This window comes from Roseateles sp. P5_D6 (genome assembly GCF_054049415.1).
In genome coordinates, this window is the sequence record NZ_JBFUMK010000042.1 from 1 (window position 1) to 17,382 (window position 17,382).

Annotated in this window: 14 protein-coding genes and 1 tRNA gene; 1 reads left to right on the forward strand and 14 read right to left on the reverse strand. The window is 62.5% G+C overall.

Annotation, left to right across the window (positions count from 1 at the left end; genetic code table 11):
* The 4 genes from ACXJKM_RS29690 to rpsL all read right to left on the reverse strand — a co-directional run.
* On the reverse strand, window positions 1–243 hold a 243-nt coding region (locus tag ACXJKM_RS29690; protein ID WP_268169286.1), incomplete at its 3' end, for a GTP-binding protein.
* 183 nt (window positions 244–426) lie between these two features.
* Window positions 427–2,529 carry an elongation factor G gene (fusA, locus tag ACXJKM_RS29695; RefSeq protein ID WP_056194779.1) on the reverse strand — a complete coding sequence of 701 codons (2,103 nt, stop codon included), beginning with the start codon at window positions 2,527–2,529 and terminating at the stop codon, window positions 427–429.
* Between the two features lie 69 nt (window positions 2,530–2,598).
* A complete protein-coding gene (gene rpsG / locus ACXJKM_RS29700) occupies window positions 2,599–3,069 on the reverse strand; it encodes a 30S ribosomal protein S7 (RefSeq protein WP_056194782.1) in 471 nt (156 codons plus the stop codon).
* Between the two features lie 155 nt (window positions 3,070–3,224).
* Entirely contained in the window at window positions 3,225–3,599 is a 375-nt protein-coding gene (gene rpsL, locus ACXJKM_RS29705) for a 30S ribosomal protein S12 (RefSeq protein ID WP_056194784.1), read from the reverse strand.
* Window positions 3,600–3,759: 160 nt separating this feature from the next.
* Here rpsL and ACXJKM_RS29710 point away from each other — a divergent pair, with 160 nt between their 5' ends.
* On the forward strand, window positions 3,760–4,239 hold the full coding sequence (locus tag ACXJKM_RS29710) for a putative toxin-antitoxin system toxin component, PIN family (protein ID WP_056194786.1): 480 nt from the start codon (window positions 3,760–3,762) through the stop codon (window positions 4,237–4,239).
* 68 nt (window positions 4,240–4,307) lie between these two features.
* Here the strand turns inward: ACXJKM_RS29710 and rpoC are convergent, their stop codons facing one another.
* The 10 genes from rpoC to ACXJKM_RS29760 form a co-directional block, all read right to left on the reverse strand.
* A complete protein-coding gene (gene rpoC, locus ACXJKM_RS29715) occupies window positions 4,308–8,525 on the reverse strand; it encodes a DNA-directed RNA polymerase subunit beta' (RefSeq protein WP_056194789.1) in 4,218 nt (1,405 codons plus the stop codon).
* A gap of 11 nt (window positions 8,526–8,536) precedes the next feature.
* A complete protein-coding gene (gene rpoB / locus ACXJKM_RS29720) occupies window positions 8,537–12,658 on the reverse strand; it encodes a DNA-directed RNA polymerase subunit beta (protein ID WP_056194792.1) in 4,122 nt (1,373 codons plus the stop codon).
* Between the two features lie 334 nt (window positions 12,659–12,992).
* Entirely contained in the window at window positions 12,993–13,373 is a 381-nt protein-coding gene (gene rplL, locus ACXJKM_RS29725; protein ID WP_056194794.1) for a 50S ribosomal protein L7/L12, read from the reverse strand.
* 50 nt (window positions 13,374–13,423) lie between these two features.
* The gene (rplJ, locus tag ACXJKM_RS29730) at window positions 13,424–13,960 is read right to left on the reverse strand and encodes a 50S ribosomal protein L10 (protein ID WP_056194797.1); all 537 of its coding nucleotides are present in this window, start codon (window positions 13,958–13,960) and stop codon (window positions 13,424–13,426) included.
* 265 nt (window positions 13,961–14,225) lie between these two features.
* Window positions 14,226–14,936 (reverse strand): 50S ribosomal protein L1, encoded by a 711-nt coding sequence (gene rplA, locus ACXJKM_RS29735; RefSeq protein ID WP_056194799.1) that lies wholly within the window; start codon window positions 14,934–14,936, stop codon window positions 14,226–14,228.
* Window position 14,937: 1 nt separating this feature from the next.
* A complete protein-coding gene (gene rplK / locus ACXJKM_RS29740; RefSeq protein WP_056194802.1) occupies window positions 14,938–15,375 on the reverse strand; it encodes a 50S ribosomal protein L11 in 438 nt (145 codons plus the stop codon).
* Window positions 15,376–15,646: 271 nt separating this feature from the next.
* Window positions 15,647–16,222 (reverse strand): transcription termination/antitermination protein NusG, encoded by a 576-nt coding sequence (nusG, locus tag ACXJKM_RS29745; protein ID WP_057297385.1) that lies wholly within the window; start codon window positions 16,220–16,222, stop codon window positions 15,647–15,649.
* A 15-nt stretch (window positions 16,223–16,237) separates the two neighbouring features.
* Window positions 16,238–16,624: a preprotein translocase subunit SecE gene (gene secE / locus ACXJKM_RS29750; RefSeq protein ID WP_056194808.1), complete on the reverse strand. Its 387-nt coding sequence runs from the start codon at window positions 16,622–16,624 to the stop codon at window positions 16,238–16,240.
* A gap of 140 nt (window positions 16,625–16,764) precedes the next feature.
* Window positions 16,765–16,840, reverse strand: a tRNA-Trp gene (locus ACXJKM_RS29755).
* Window positions 16,841–16,855: 15 nt separating this feature from the next.
* On the reverse strand, window positions 16,856–17,382 hold a 527-nt coding region (locus tag ACXJKM_RS29760), incomplete at its 5' end, for an EF-Tu C-terminal domain-related protein (protein ID WP_457356627.1).

The window sequence follows — 17,382 nt, forward strand, 5'->3', positions numbered from 1 at the left end:
GTCAACGTGCGCGTAGTGGCGGTTGGCCGTCTCGTACTCGACGTGGGCGGTGTTGATCGTGATGCCGCGGGCCTTTTCTTCAGGCGCTGCGTCGATCTGGTCGTAGGCCTTGGCCTCGCCGCCGAACTTCTTGGACAGCACGGTCGCGATTGCCGCGGTCAGCGTGGTCTTGCCGTGGTCAACGTGACCAATCGTGCCCACGTTCACGTGCGGCTTGGTCCGTTCAAACTTGCCTTTTGCCATTTTCTTGACTCCAGAGAAAGAGCATTGCCAGTCGGTTGGTTTTGCGTTTCCTCGTGAACCGGAAATCCCTGGTGACTGGCAACCCAGGGCGATCCACGAGAAGACGGCGGCGCAAGCCTCAGGCTCGCGCCGGCTTCTGAATCAGTGGAGTCGGAGCTGCTACGCAGGTCCAACCCCAGACCATTACTTTCCGCGAGCGGTAATGATGGCGTCGGCCACGTTCTTCGGAGCTTCGCTGTAGTGCTTGAACTCCATCGTGTACGTGGCACGGCCTTGCGACATCGAGCGCAGGGTCGTCGAGTAGCCGAACATTTCCGACAGCGGGACTTCGGCCTTGATGGCCTTGCCGCCACCGACCATGTCGTCCATGCCCTGCACCATGCCGCGGCGGCTGGACAGATCGCCCATCACGTTGCCGGCATAGTCTTCAGGCGTCTCGACTTCCACGGCCATCATCGGCTCCAGGATCACCGGCGAAGCCCTGCGGCAGCCTTCCTTGAAGCCCAGGGACGCAGCCATCTTGAACGCGTTTTCGTTCGAGTCGACATCATGGTACGAACCGAAGGTCAGCGTGACCTTGACGTCCACAACCGGGAAGCCAGCCAGCACGCCGTTCGGCAGGGAGTCGATAACACCCTTTTCGACCGCGGGGATGTATTCGCGCGGCACCACGCCGCCCTTGATGGCGTCGACGAACTCGAAGCCCTTGCCAGCTTCCTGCGGCTCGACGGTCAGCACGACGTGGCCGTACTGGCCCTTGCCCCCGGATTGGCGCACGAACTTGCCTTCGACGTCCGAAGCCGTCTTGCGGATGGTTTCGCGGTAGGCCACTTGCGGCTTGCCGACGTTGGCTTCCACGCCGAACTCGCGCTTCATGCGGTCGACGATGATTTCCAGGTGGAGCTCGCCCATGCCGGAGATGATGGTCTGGCCCGACTCTTCATCGGTGCGCAGACGGAAGGACGGGTCTTCCTTGGCCAGGCGGCCCAGGGCGATACCCATCTTTTCCTGGTCGGCCTTGGTCTTGGGCTCGACGGCCTGCGAGATCACGGGCTCAGGGAAGACCATCTTTTCCAGCGTGATGATGCTGTCCGGGTCGCACAGGGTTTCGCCCGTGGTGACGTCCTTCAAGCCCACGCAGGCGGCGATGTCGCCGGCCAGAATTTCCGAGATTTCTTCACGCTGGTTGGCGTGCATCTGCAGGATCCGGCCGATGCGTTCCTTCTTGCCGCGGATCGGGTTGTAGACCGAGTCGCCCGACTTCAGCACGCCCGAGTAGACGCGCACGAAGGTCAGCTGGCCGACGTAGGGGTCGGTCATCAGCTTGAAGGCCAGCGCAGCGAACTTCTCTTCGTCGATACGTTGGCGCACGACCGGCTTGTCGTCATCGTCGGTGCCAGGCACCGGCGGGATGTCAGCCGGCGAGGGCATGAAATCGATGATGCCGTCGAGCATGCGCTGCACGCCCTTGTTCTTGAAGGCGGTGCCGCAGAACATCGGCTGGATTTCAGCGGCGATCGTGCGCTTGCGGATGGCAGAGACGATTTCCTCTTCGTCCAGATCACCCGACTCCAGGTACTTGTTCATCAGCTCTTCGCTGGACTCAGCGGCGGCTTCGATGAGGTTTTCGCGCCACTTGACGGCCTCGGCCTGCAGGTCAGCCGGGATGTCTTCGTAGTTGAACTTCATGCCTTGCGAGGCTTCGTCCCAGATGATCGCCTTCATCTTGATGAGGTCGATCACGCCGGTGAACTTGTCTTCGGCGCCGATGGGGATGACGACGGGCACCGGATTAGCCTTGAGACGCAGCTTCATCTGGTCGTAGACCTTGAAGAAGTTCGCGCCGGTGCGGTCCATCTTGTTGACGAACGCGAGGCGGGGCACCTTGTACTTGTTGGCCTGGCGCCAGACGGTTTCCGACTGGGGCTGCACACCACCGACGGCGCAATAGACCATGCAGGCACCGTCCAGCACGCGCATCGAGCGCTCGACTTCAATCGTGAAGTCGACGTGCCCGGGGGTGTCGATGATGTTGATGCGGTGCTCGGGTCGAGCCAGGTCCATGCCCTTCCAGAAGCAGGTCGTGGCAGCAGAGGTGATCGTGATGCCACGCTCTTGCTCTTGCTCCATCCAGTCCATCGTGGCGGCGCCGTCATGCACCTCACCGATCTTGTGGTTCACGCCGGTGTAGTAAAGGATGCGCTCGGTCGTGGTGGTCTTGCCGGCATCGATGTGCGCAGAGATACCGATGTTGCGGTAGCGCTCGATGGGGGTTTTGCGGGCCATGGTTTGCTCCAGAAGACAGGAGCCGCCAGCGGGTTGGTAGAAACCCGAGGCGGCTGAAAGACAGTGAGTTTAGAAGCGGAAGTGCGAGAAAGCCTTGTTGGCTTCAGCCATGCGGTGAACTTCGTCGCGCTTCTTCATCGCGCCGCCACGGCCTTCAGCGGCCTCCAGCAGTTCATTGGCCAGGCGCTGGGCCATCGACTTCTCACCGCGCTTGCGAGCGGATTCCTTCAACCAACGCATGGCCAGAGCCATCCGGCGGACGGGGCGAACTTCCACGGGAACTTGGTAGTTCGCACCGCCGACACGGCGGGACTTCACTTCGACCATGGGCTTCACGTTGTTCAGGGCGACCATGAACACTTCCAGCGGATCCTTGCCGATCTTCTTCTCGACCTGCTCCAGGGCACCGTAAATGATGCGCTCAGCGACGGCCTTCTTGCCCGATTCCATGATGACGTTCATGAACTTGGACAGATCGACGGAGCCGAACTTGGGGTCCGGCAGGATTTCGCGCTTGGGTACTTCGCGACGACGTGGCATGGGATTCTTCCTTCTGCTTCAGTTGGAGGTGGCGTTTGCCGGACTCCGTTGGACAACCACCGACATCTGGGGTTATCCACTTACTCGGCTGACTGACATTTCAGCAGCCGCAACAACGTTGGTTCAGTCAATGCTGACTGAGCCGAACAAACGATTTACTTCTTCGGACGCTTCGCGCCGTACTTGGAACGCGATTGCTTGCGATCCTTGACGCCTTGCAGGTCGAGCGAACCACGGACGATGTGGTAACGAACGCCGGGCAAGTCTTTCACACGGCCGCCGCGCACGAGCACAACGCTGTGTTCTTGCAGGTTGTGGCCTTCACCGCCGATGTACGAGATGACCTCGAAACCGTTGGTCAGACGCACCTTGGCGACCTTACGCAGAGCCGAGTTCGGCTTCTTGGGCGTGGTGGTATAGACGCGGGTGCAGACACCGCGGCGCTGCGGGCAATTCTGCATCGCAGGCGACTTGGATTTGGTGACCTCGGCCTCTCGACCGTGGCGCACCAGTTGATTGATGGTTGGCATAAACGACTTGTTCCCGTTTGAAGTCTGTGAGCCTTCGCTGATTTTTAGGCACGCAGCAATGCGCCGCCCAAAAGGCAAAGAGCCGAGGATTGTAGACCGGCGGGGAATTCGGCACAAGGGTCTGCCCGGATGCATGCGCCATGCCCTGTAAGCTGACGACATGGCCGCCTCCACCCCGCCCGCCGCCTTACCCAGCTTCCCGTCTTCCGCTGCAGACAAGCCGGCCATCGTCATCGACACCCAGGTCGTGATGGACTGGCTGGTGTTCCGCGACTCACGCATTCAGGCTTTGATCACCGCGGTCACTTCGGGCACGTTGCGCTGGCTGGTAGCGCCACCCATGCGCGATGAGATCCGACATGTGCTGGGTCGCGGCGTCGCGGCGAGCTATGCGCCAGATCTGGTCTTCATCGAGGCACAGTTCGACGCCCACGCGCAGCCGGTCGAGACCATCGAGCCCCAGCCCCTGGCCTCGCGCTTGGTCTGCCGCGACCCCGACGACCAGAAATTCATTGATCTGGCACTCTCGAGCCGGGCGCGCTGGCTGATCTCACGCGACAAGGCCGTGCTGGCGCTGGCCAAGCGCGCCCGGCCGCGCGGGCTGCTCATCGTGACGCCGGAACGCTGGTCGCTCGAATGAGCCCACCAAATAAAAAGCCGCCCGCAGCTTGAACCGCGGGCGGCTTCGGAGGGTAGAACCCTCGGGGCTTATTCAGCCGAGCTGTCGCCAGCGTCCACGCCAGCCATCTGTGCAGCGGCCAATTCCTCGGCCTCCTGCAGCGCGATGGCACGGCGCTCGGCGTCGTCCATGGCTTCCTTGACGCGGCGCGCCTCGTGGAAGGCCATGCCGGTGCCCGCGGGGATCAAACGCCCGACGATGACGTTTTCCTTCAGGCCACGCAGCTCGTCGCGCTTGCCCATGATGGCAGCCTCGGTGAGCACGCGGGTCGTTTCCTGGAAGGAAGCGGCCGAGATGAACGAATCGGTCGACAGCGAGGCCTTGGTGATACCCAGCAGCACGTCCGCGTGGATGGCAATCATCTTGCCTTCCTTGCGCAATCGGTCGTTGGTATCCAGCAGCTCCGAGCGCTCGACCTGCTCGTTGAGGATGTAGGTCGAATCGCCCGGGTTGGTAATCATCACGCGACGCAGCATCTGGCGAACGATCACCTCGATGTGCTTGTCGTTGATCTTCACGCCCTGCAGACGGTAGACGTCCTGCACTTCGTCGACGATGTAGCGCGCCAGTTCCTCGATGCCCAGCAGGCGCAGGATGTCCTGCGGATCCGCTGCGCCGTCGACGATCAGCTCGCCGCGGTTGACCACCTGGCCTTCGTGCACCAGGATGTTCTTTTCCTTGGGCACGAGTTCCTCGTGGGCCTTGCCGTCCGGGTCGGTGATCTGCAGGCGAATCTTGCCCTTAGTCTCCTTACCGAACGACACGGTACCGGTCTGCTCAGCGAGCACACCGACATCCTTCGGGCTTCGCGCTTCGAACAACTCCGCCACACGCGGCAGACCGCCGGTAATGTCACGGGTCTTCTGGCCTTCGACCGGGATACGGGCGAGCACTTCACCGGGCAGCAGCTCCTGGCCGTCGCGGATCTGGATCAGCGAGCCGACCTGGAAGCCGATGGCCACCGAGTGATCGGTACCCGGGATCTTGACTTCGTGGCCACCAGCGTCCAACAGCTTGACCTGCGGGCGGATCACCTTGGCCGCACCGCGGCGCTTCGGGTCGATGACGACCAGGGTCGACAGACCGGTCACCTCGTCCACCTGCTTGGCGACGGTCACGCCTTCCTCGACGTTCTCGAACTTTGCCTTGCCGGCGAATTCCGTGATGATCGGACGGGTCAGCGGGTCCCAGTTCGCGAGCACCACACCGGCCTTGATAGTCTGGCTGGCCTTGATGTTCAGGATCGCGCCGTACGGCACCTTGTGACGCTCACGCTCGCGGCCGTGCGGGTCGGAAATGACGATCTCGCCGGAGCGGGAAATCACCACCAGTTCGCCCTTGCCGTTGGTGACGTAGCGCATCGTGGCGTTGAAGCCGATGATGCCGTCCGACTTGGCTTCGACGCTGGAGGCCACCGCTGCACGCGACGCCGCACCGCCGATGTGGAAGGTCCGCATCGTCAGCTGCGTACCGGGTTCGCCGATGGACTGCGCGGCAATGACGCCGACAGCTTCACCGACGTTCACCAGGCCACCGCGGCCGAGGTCGCGGCCATAGCACTTGGCGCAAAGGCCAAAACGTGTGGCGCAGGTCAGCGGCGTGCGGACCTTGATTTCGTCGACACCAGCGGCTTCCAGCACGTCCAGCGTGTCTTCGTCCAGCATGTGGCTGGCACCCAGCAGCGAAATCTGGGTCTCGGGGTGCACAACATCGATCGCGGTGACGCGGCCGAGGACGCGGTCACGCAGCGATTCGATGACTTCACCACCTTCGACCAAGGCACGCATCGCCATGCCGTTGTCGGTGCCGCAGTCATTCTCGATGACCACCAGATCCTGGGTCACGTCGACCAGGCGACGCGTCAGGTAGCCGGAGTTCGCGGTCTTCAGCGCCGTGTCCGCCAGGCCCTTACGAGCACCGTGGGTGGAGATGAAGTACTGCAACACGTTCAGGCCTTCACGGAAGTTCGCCGTGATGGGGGTCTCGATGATGGAGCCGTCCGGCTTGGCCATCAGGCCGCGCATGCCAGCCAACTGGCGGATCTGGGCCGCGCTACCGCGGGCACCCGAGTCGGCCATCATGTAGATCGAGTTGAAGGACTCCTGGTCGACGGTCTTGCCATGACGGTCCACGGTCTTCTCGACCTTGAGGTGGTCCATCATTTTCTTGCCGATTTCGTCGCCGGCCTTGCCCCAGATGTCCACGACCTTGTTGTAGCGCTCGCCGGCCGTCACGAGACCCGAGACGTACTGCTGCTCGATCTCCTTGACTTCCTTCTCGGCGCGCTCGATCAGCGTGTGCTTCTGAGCGGGCACCAGCATGTCGTCGATGGCGATGGAGATACCGGCGCGCGTGGCGAGCTTGAAGCCGCTTTGCAGCAGCTTGTCGGCCAGCACGACGGTTTCCTTCAGGCCGCACTTGCGGAAGGAGGTGTTGATCAGCTTGCTGATTTCCTTCTTCTTGAGTGCCTTGTTGATGTTCGAGAACGGCAGGCCCTTGGGCAGGATCTCGGACAGCAAAGCACGGCCGACGGTGGTGTCCGTTAGCTTGGTCTCGGCCACGAACTCGCCCGTGTCCTTGTCCTTGGTCCACTCGACCAGACGCACGCTGATCTTGGCGGTGATCTCGACGGCACCGTTTTCCAGCGCACGGATCATCTCGGGAATGTCCGAGAAGATCATGCCCTCGCCCTTGCCGTTGGTGCGTTCGCGAGTCGCGTAGTACAGACCCAGCACCACGTCTTGCGACGGCACGATCGATGGTTCGCCGGAAGCCGGGAACAGCACGTTGTTGGAGGCCAGCATCAGCGTGCGGGCTTCCATCTGCGCTTCGATCGACAGCGGCACGTGGACGGCCATCTGGTCACCGTCGAAGTCGGCGTTGAAGGCCGAGCAGACGAGGGGGTGCAGCTGGATGGCCTTGCCTTCAATCAGCACGGGCTCGAAAGCCTGGATACCGAGGCGGTGCAGCGTCGGGGCACGGTTCAGCAGGACCGGGTGCTCCTTGATGACTTCTTCGAGGATGTCCCAGACCACCGGCGTGCCGGATTCGACTTCCTTCTTGGCAGCCTTGATCGTCGTCGCGATGCCCATGGCTTCGAGGCGCGAGAAGATGAAGGGCTTGAAGAGTTCGAGCGCCATCAGCTTGGGCAGGCCGCACTGGTGCAGCTTGAGCGTCGGGCCGACCACGATGACCGAACGGCCCGAGTAGTCGACGCGCTTGCCCAGCAAGTTCTGGCGGAAGCGACCGCTCTTGCCCTTGATCATGTCGGCCAGCGACTTGAGGGCACGCTTGTTCGCGCCGGTCATCGCCTTGCCGCGGCGGCCGTTGTCCAGCAGCGAGTCGACGGCTTCCTGCAGCATGCGCTTTTCGTTGCGCACGATGATCTCAGGGGCCTTCAGCTCGAGCAGGCGGGCCAGGCGGTTGTTGCGGTTGATGACGCGACGGTAAAGGTCGTTCAGGTCGGAAGTCGCGAAGCGGCCGCCGTCCAGCGGCACCAACGGACGCAGGTCCGGCGGCAGCACGGGCAGCACGTCCAGCACCATCCAGTTCGGCTTGATGCCGGACTTCTTGAAGGCCTCCATGACCTTCAAGCGCTTGGAGTTCTTCTTGACCTTGAGTTCGGAGCCGGTCATGTCGTTGCGCAGGCGATCGATCTCGATGTCGAGATCCATTTCCTGCAGCAGGTTCTTGATGCCCTCGGCGCCCATCAGCGCGATGAACTCATCGCCGAATTCGATGCGCTTGGCGTCGTAGTCGTCCTCGCTCATGATCGAGAACTTCTTCAGCGGGGTCATACCCGGGTCGACGACCACATACGCTTCGAAGTACAGCACGCGTTCGATGTCGCGCAGCGTCATGTCGAGCACCAGGCCCAGACGCGACGGCAGGCTCTTCAGGAACCAGATGTGCGCGCAGGGCGCGGCCAGGTCGATGTGGCCCATGCGGTCACGACGGACCTTGGTCTGGGTGACTTCAACGCCGCACTTCTCGCAGATGACGCCGCGGTGCTTCAGGCGCTTGTACTTGCCGCACAGGCACTCGTAGTCCTTGATCGGGCCAAAGATCTTGGCGCAGAACAGGCCGTCGCGTTCCGGCTTGAAGGTGCGGTAGTTGATGGTCTCGGGCTTCTTCACCTCGCCGAACGACCAGCTGCGGATCTTCTCCGGAGAAGCCAGGCCGATCTGGATGGCATCGAAATGCTCATCGGGGGTGAATTGCTTGAATAGGTCGAGTAGTCCCTTCATGCATCTGCTCCTTAGTTCTTGACCAGTTCAATGTCGATGCCAAGGGAACGGATTTCCTTGACCAGAACATTGAAGGATTCCGGCATGCCGGCTTCGATGGCGTGTTCGCCCTTGACGATGGACTCGTACACCTTGGTGCGCCCGTTCACGTCATCGGACTTGACCGTCAGCATTTCCTGCAGGATGTAGGAGGCGCCATAGGCTTCAAGCGCCCAGACTTCCATTTCGCCGAAACGCTGGCCGCCGAACTGCGCCTTGCCGCCCAGCGGTTGCTGCGTGACGAGCGAGTACGGGCCAGTCGAACGGGCGTGCATCTTGTCGTCCACCAGGTGGTGCAGCTTCAGCACGTGCATGTAGCCGACGGTGACCGGGCGCTCGAACTGCTCGCCGGTGCGGCCGTCGCACAGCCAGGCCTGGGTGCGCGTAGCGGTCAGGCCCTTCTTGGCGGCAATGTCGTCCGGGTACGCCAGCTTGAGCATGCCGCGGATTTCTTCTTCCTTGGCACCATCGAAGACCGGCGTCGCGAAGGGCACGCCCTTGGCGAGGTTCGCGGCCATCTCCAGCACTTCGTCGTCCGTCAGGTCTTCGATGCGTTCCGTCTTGCCACCGCTCTGGTTGTAGAGCTGGTCGAACAGCTTGCGCAGCTCGGCAACCTTGGTGTGCTGCTGCAGCATGTCGCCGATGCGCTGGCCGATGCCCTTGCCGGCCCAGCCCAGATGCACTTCGAGAACCTGACCCACGTTCATCCGCGAGGGCACGCCCAGCGGATTCAGCACGATGTCGGCAGGCGTGCCGTCGGCCATGTAGGGCATGTCTTCGATCGGGGTGACCTTGGACACCACACCCTTGTTGCCGTGACGGCCGGCCATCTTGTCGCCAGGCTGCAGGCGGCGCTTGACGGCCAGGTAGACCTTGACCATCTTCAGCACGCCAGCGGGCAGCTCGTCGCCCTGCGTCAGCTTCTTGCGCTTTTCTTCAAAAGCCAGGTCGAAGCTGTGGCGAGTCTGGTCGAGCGAGTTCTTGATCGACTCGAGCTGGTTGGCGATGTCTTCCTCGGCGGGACGGATGTCGAACCAATGGAACTTCTCGACCGAGGCCAGGTATTCCTTGTCGATGGCCGTGCCCTTGGCGATCTTCTGCGGGCCGCCGTTGGCGAGCTTGCCGACGAGCAGCTTCTCGATACGGTCGAAGGCGTCGCTCTCGACGATGCGCAGCTGGTCGTTCAGGTCCAAGCGGTAGCGCTTGAGCTCGTCGTCGATGATCTGCTGGGCGCGCTTGTCGCGCTGGATGCCTTCACGGGTGAAGACCTGCACGTCGATGACGGTGCCGTTGGTGCCTTGGTCGACACGCAGCGACGTGTCCTTCACGTCCGAAGCCTTCTCGCCAAAGATGGCGCGCAGCAGCTTTTCTTCCGGCGTCAGCGTCGTCTCGCCCTTGGGCGTGACCTTGCCGACCAGCACGTCGCCCGGGTTCACCTCGGCACCGACGTAAACGATGCCCGACTCGTCCAGACGGCCGAGTTGTTGCTCCGACAGGTTCGGGATGTCGCGGGTGATTTCCTCGGCGCCCAGCTTGGTGTCACGCGCATTGACCACCAGTTCCTCGATGTGGATCGAGGTGTAGCGGTCTTCGGCGATGACGCGTTCGGAGATCAGGATCGAGTCTTCGAAGTTGTAGCCGTTCCAGGGCATGAACGCGACCAGCATGTTCTGGCCCAGGGCCAGTTCACCGATGTCGGTGGACGCGCCGTCGGCAATGATGTCCTCGGCCGCCACCTTGTCGCCACGGCGCACGATCGGGCGCTGGTGGATGTTGGTGTTCTGGTTGGAACGCTGGTACTTGATCAGGTTGTAGATGTCGACACCGACCTCACCGGCCACGGTCTCGTCATCGTTCACGCGGATCACGATGCGGTTCGTGTCGACGTAGTCGACCACGCCGCCGCGGCGAGCCGCGACCACCGTACCCGAGTCCTTCGCAGCCACGCGCTCGACGCCCGTACCCACGAAAGCCTTCTCGGGACGCAGCACAGGCACGGCCTGGCGCTGCATGTTGGCGCCCATCAGTGCGCGGTTCGCGTCGTCGTGCTCGAGGAAGGGCACGAGCGAAGCTGCGACCGACACGATCTGCGTCGGCGCCACGTCCATGTACTGGATGCGCTCAGGAGACGTCAGCACCGACTCGCCGTTTTCACGGGCCGAGACCAGCTCGTCCGTCAGCTCGCCGGTCGTGTTCAGCGTCGCATTCGCCTGGGCGATGACGTACTTGCCTTCCTCGATGGCGGACAGGTAGTCGATCTGGTCGGTGACGTGACCGTCAACAACGCGGCGATACGGCGTTTCCAGGAAACCGTACTCGTTGAGCTGAGCGAACAGCGCCAGCGAGTTGATCAGGCCGATGTTCGGGCCTTCCGGCGTTTCGATCGGGCAGACGCGGCCGTAGTGGGTCGGGTGCACGTCGCGGACTTCGAAGCCAGCGCGCTCGCGGGTCAAACCACCCGGGCCAAGAGCGGAAACACGACGCTTGTGCGTGATTTCCGACAGCGGGTTGGTCTGGTCCATGAACTGCGACAGCTGCGACGCACCGAAGAACTCCTTCAGCGCCGCGGAGATCGGCTTGGAGTTGATCAGGTCGTGCGGCATCAGGGCTTCGGTCTCGGCCTGGCCCAGACGTTCCTTGACGGCCTTCTCGATGCGGGCGAGGCCCGAGCGGTACTGGTTTTCGGCCAGTTCGCCCACGCAACGCACGCGACGATTGCCCAGGTGGTCGATGTCGTCCACTTCGCCGCGGCCATTGCGCAGCTCGACGAGGATCTTGACGACGTCAAGGATGTCCTCGTTGGACAGGTTCATGTTGCCTTCGGGCGTGTCACGGCCGACGCGCGCGTTGAACTTCATGCGGCCGACACGGCTCAGGTCGTAGGTGTCGGTGCTGTAGAACAGGCGGTTGAACAGGGCCTCGACGGCGTCTTCCGTCGGCGGCTCGCCGGGGCGCATCATGCGGTAGATGGCGACGCGGGCGGCCAGCTGCGTTTCGGTCTCGTCCGAGGCCAGCGTCTGGCTGATGTAGGCACCTTCGTCCAGCTCGTTCGTGAACAGGCACTGGATTTCCTTGACGCCGGCCTGGCGCAGCTTCTTCAGCAGCGCGTCGGTCAGTTCATCATTGGCCTTGGCAATGATCTCGCCGGTGTCGGCGTCGATCATGTTCTTGGCCAGCACGCGGCCGACCAGGAAGTCCTCGGGCACCGAGATGTGCTGCGTGCCGGACTGCTCCAGCTGGCGCGCATGGCGGGCCGTGATGCGCTTGTCCTTCTCGACGATGACGGCACCCGACTTGTCGACGATGTCGAAGCGGGCGACTTCGCCCTTCAGGCGGTCGGCAACGAATTCGAGCTGCGCGCCAACATCCATCAGGCGGAAGTTGTCGAACACGAAGAAGTGGGCCAGGATCTGTTCCGGCTTCAGGCCGATGGCCTTCAGCAGGATGGTGACCGGCATCTTGCGGCGGCGGTCGACGCGGAAGTACAGGATGTCCTTCGGGTCGAACTCGAAGTCCAGCCAGGAGCCGCGGTAAGGAATGATGCGAGCGCTGAACAGCAGCTTGCCCGAACTGTGGGTCTTGCCCTTGTCGTGCTCGAAGAACACGCCAGGTGAGCGGTGCAGCTGCGACACGATGACGCGCTCGGTACCGTTGACGATGAAGCTACCGTAGTCGGTCATCAGGGGCACTTCGCCCATGTAGACCTCTTGCTCCTTGATTTCCTTGACCGTCTTGGCCTGCGGGCTCTCACGGTCATAGATGATCATCTGCAGGCGCGCGCGCACGGCGGCTGCATAGGTCAACCCACGCTGTTGGCACTCACGGGTGTCGAACGGCGGCTTGGCGATGTTGAACTCGAGGAACTTCATCTCGACGAAACCGTTGTGCGAAACAATCGGGAACGCCGAGAGGAAGGCCGCCTGCAGCCCTTCGGGCTTGCGTTTGGCGGCGGGCACGTCCTTTTGCAGGAAGGCCACGTAGCTGTCCTTCTGCATCGTGAGCAGATAGGGAACGTTGAGAACGCTCTCGCGCTTGCCGAAGCTCTTGCGGATCCGCTTGCGCTCGGTATAGCTGTAGGGGGTTGCTTGCGCCATAAACACTCCGTGTCGAGCCCACCCCTGGCCGTGGGGCGAGCCGCGTCGGCGACTGGCTGGCTCACTCACCCAGAACGGGCGGCTGCCTAGCTTGGTGGTTGGCCACTACCAACCGCTGGCGGACAACTTCGGCATTGCACCGAAGTCCGACCAAACTGGTTCTCTGCAGTCGGATCAGAGAACACGTGAAAGAACCGCGCATCATACCCGCGCGAGGTCTTTCACCTGTTCTCAAGCAGGATTAACCCGCAAAGACAAAAAAGGGGAAGCCCAAAGGCAACCCCTTTTCTAGTCAGTGGGGCCGGACCTGCTGCACAGGCCCCACCCCAAAGTCTTACTTCAGCTCAGCCTTGGCGCCGGCTTCCACCAGCTTCTTGACTGCAGCTTCGCCGTCGGCCTTGGAAACGGCTTCCTTGACGTTCTTCGGAGCGCCGTCGACCAGGTCCTTGGCTTCCTTCAGACCCAGGCCCGTGATTTCACGGACGGCCTTGATGACGGAGACCTTCTGCGCGCCGGCTTCGGTCAGCACGACGTTGAACTCGGTCTTCTCTTCAACGGCAGCAGCGGCGCCGCCGCCGGCGCCACCGGCGGCCGGAGCAGCCATCGAAGCGGCGGACACGCCGAACTTCTCTTCAATTGCCTTGACCAGATCGTTCAGCTCCAGAACGGTCATGCTGTCCAGCGAGGCCAGGAAAGCGTCTTTATCGAATGCCATGATGAATTTCCTTAAAACAGATTGATTGCGTGTAACGCGTAGTTCGTCGATCAGGCGGCAGCCGGGGCTTCTTCAGCAGCAGCTTCCGTAGAAGCGGCGCCTTCGCCACGCTTTGCAGCCAGGGCAGCCAGCACGGCCGCGGTGCGTTGCACCGGCGACAGCAGCAGGCCTGCGATTTGCGACAGCAGCACTTCCTTGCTCGGGACGGATGCCAGCGCCTTCACGCCGTTCACGTCCAGAGCCTTGCCACCGTACGCACCGCCCTTGATGACGAGCTTGTCGTTGGTCTTGGCAAAGTCAGCGATGACTTTGGCAGCCGCGACAGCGTCTTCCGAAAAGCCGTAGATCAGCGGGCCGACCATGCTCTCCGAAGCAGCCTCGAACGGGGTGCCGGCGACAGCGCGACGCGCCAGGGTGTTCTTCAGCACGTGAAGATACACACCTTGGGCGCGCGCGGTGACGCGCAGCTTGTTCAAGGCTTCAACGGTGAGGCCACGGTACTCGGCCAGCGCCAGCGTCTGCGACTTGGCAGCTTGCGCTGCGACGTCGGAGACAACGACTGCCTTCTCGTTGCGATTGAGACTCAAGGTCTACTCCTCACATTTGCTCTCTCGGCCTTGCGGCTTTGGGAGCGCCAGGGATTCAGCGACCATCTGTCAGGAAACCCACCCCGATGGCTCGGAGCAGCAAACCCTTCAGCGGGACCGCCATCTGCGTTGGTTCTCAACTTGCGCCGAGATTTAAGGGGTCTCCACCAACGGTCTTGGATGACGCGCCGCCCCGGCGAACCGGAGCAGCGCCCCACCAATCTTGTTGCCCAGGGCCAGACTCGCCCCGAGCAGATTCAGTGCATCAAGCTGCGTTGGCTTGAGCGTTGATCGACGCGATTTCGACGCGGGCGCCGACGCCCATCGTCGAGGACACGGCGACCTTGCGCAGGTAGATGCCCTTGCTCGACGCCGGCTTGCTCTTGTTCAGAGCTTCGATCAGCGCGCGCAGGTTGCCTTCCAGCTTGTCGGTGTCGAACGAGCGACGGCCGAGGGTGCCGTGGATGATGCCGGCCTTGTCGACGCGGAACTGGACCTGGCCAGCCTTGGCGTTCTTGACGGCAGTGGCGACGTCCGGGGTCACGGTGCCAACCTTGGGGTTAGGCATCAGGCCGCGCGGGCCCAGGATCTGACCCAGAGTACCGACGACACGCATCGTGTCGGGCGAGGCGATGACCACGTCGAAGGGCATGTCGCCCGCCTTGACGCGCTCGGCCAGGTCTTCCATGCCGACGACGTCGGCGCCGGCGGCGCGGGCTTCATCAGCCTTGGCACCTTGGGCGAACACGGCGACGCGCTTGGTCTTGCCGGTGCCGTTGGGCAGCACGACGGCGCCACGAACGACCTGGTCCGACTTCTTGGCATCGATGCCGAGCTGAACGGCGACGTCGATAGATTCATCGAACTTGGCCGAGGCCAGGCTCTTGACCAGGTCCAGGGCTTCGGTCAGCGCGTACAGCTTGGTCGACTCGACCTTGCCAGCCAGCGCCTTTTGCTTCTTGGTGAGCTTGGCCATGTCAGACCCCTTCCACGATGATGCCCATCGAGCGGGCGGAGCCGGCGATGGTCTTGACTGCGGCGTCCATGCTGGCGGCCGTCAGGTCCTTGGTCTTGATCGTTGCGATCTCTTCCAACTGGGCGCGGGTCAGCTTGCCGACCTTATCCAGGTGGGGGCGCTGCGAGCCCTTCTCGATCTTCGCGGCCTTCTTGATCAACACGGTCGCCGGGGGCGACTTGATGACGAAGGTGAAGCTCTTGTCTGCGAACGCGGTGATGACCACCGGCAGCTTCATGCCGGGCTCGAAGCCACCAGCCGAAGTCTGGGCGTTGAACGCCTTGCAGAATTCCATGATGTTCAGGCCACGCTGACCAAGCGCGGGACCCACCGGGGGCGAAGGGTTGGCCTTGCCGGCCGGAATTTGCAGCTTGATGAAGCCGACAATCTTCTTTGCCATGTTTTCTCCAATCCAGTGCCCGGGCGGCAAGCCTGAACACCTGAGTGCTAGCGCATCGGACTCGGACCGAAGTCCTTACCTTTGCTCCTCTTGTCCGCCTCTCGTTGCAGACTGATCACGGGTCGACGTTAGGGGACGCCGGCCGAACCCAGGATTCTACTCTGCTGCTCAAATTTCAGGCTATGCAGCCCTTCACTTGGACGTCAGAGGTGCGCGTCGGACCTTTTGCCTTAGCCCTGCGGGCAGCGGCGAAAAGTTTGACGACGCGTCGTCAAACTTTTTCGACCTGCGAGAAGTCCAGTTCCACCGGCGTCGCGCGGCCGAAGATCGTGACCGACACACGCACCTTGGACTTGTCGTAGTTGACCTCTTCGACCGAGCCGTTGAAGTCGGTGAAGGGGCCTTCCTTGACGCGCACGACCTCGCCGACCGTCCACTCGACCTTGGGCCGTGGCTTCTCGACGCCTTCCTGCATCTGGTTGACGATCTTCATGACCTCGGCCTCCGAGATCGGGGCCGGGCGGTTCTTTGCGCCGCCCACAAAGCCCGTCACCTTGGACGTGTGCTTGACCAGATGCCAGGACTCGTCGTCCATCGCCATTTCCACCAGCACATAGCCCGGGAAGAAGCGGCGCTCGGTGACGGCTTTCTTGCCGTTCTTCAGCTCGACGACTTCTTCGGTTGGCACCAGGATGCGGCCGAACTTGTCCTGCATGCCGGCGCGGTCAATGCGCTCGCGCAGGTTGCGTTCGACAGCCTTTTCCATGCCCGAGTAGGCATGGACGACATACCAGCGCTTGGGCAGGCCCGTCGGGGCTTCGGTCGTGACGACTTGTTCTTCAGACATCAAGATTCCTTGCGATCAGCGCTTCCAGCCCAGGATCAGGTCGTACAGCACCCATTCCAACGTCTTGTCCGTCATCCACAGGAAGAGCGCCATGACGACGACGAAGGCAAACACATAGCCCGTCATCTGGGTCGCTTCCTTGCGGGTCGGCCAGACCACCTTCTTGACTTCACGCGTCGAGTCGCGGCCGTAGGCGATCAGCGCCTTGCCGTGTTCAGACGTAAAGAAAGCCGCCACGCCGGCGGCCAACAACACGAGCAGCGAGGCCCACTGCGCCAGCGGGCCTTGCTTGGACAGGCCGTAGTAGGCCGCCAGCGCGCCAATCAGCAGCAGTACCGCAACGGCCAGCTTGGCCTTGTCGGCGCCGCTGGTCACGGTCTCGACCTGGGGAGGATTCGCCATCACTTCACTTTCACGCGCCGCTTTGAAGCGGCTGTCAGACGCTGCCAAGGTTTGTCGCCATCAGCAGCAAGGCCCGCCGAGATCTCTCTCGCGGGCCGATGCTTGTTGCCAGGAAACCAACCGTCGTGATCAGCGACTGTTGGCAGGGGCAGAGGGTCTCGAACCCCCAACCTTCGGTTTTGGAGACCGACGCTCTGCCAATTGAGCTATGCCCCTGTGGCCTTGAAAAACTTACGCGAGGATCGTGGCGACGACGCCCGAGCCGACGGTACGACCGCCTTCACGGATGGCGAAGCGCAGGCCAGTTTCCATCGCGATCGGCGCGATCAGCTTCACGGTGATGCCGACGTTGTCGCCCGGCATGACCATTTCCTTGTCCTTGGGCAACTCGACGGCACCGGTCACGTCCGTGGTACGGAAGTAGAACTGGGGACGGTAGTTGTTGAAGAACGGCGTGTGGCGGCCGCCCTCTTCCTTGGACAAGACGTAGATCTCGGCCGTGAAGTGGGTGTGGGGCTTGATCGAGCCGGGCTTGGCCAGAACCTGGCCGCGCTCGACGTCTTCACGCTTGGTGCCGCGCAGCAGGATGCCGACGTTGTCGCCTGCTTGACCTTGGTCCAGCAGCTTGCGGAACATTTCGACGCCGGTGACGGTGGTCTTCTGCACGTCGCGGATGCCGACGATTTCGATTTCTTCGCCGACCTTGATGATGCCGCGCTCGACGCGGCCGGTCACGACGGTGCCGCGGCCGGAGATCG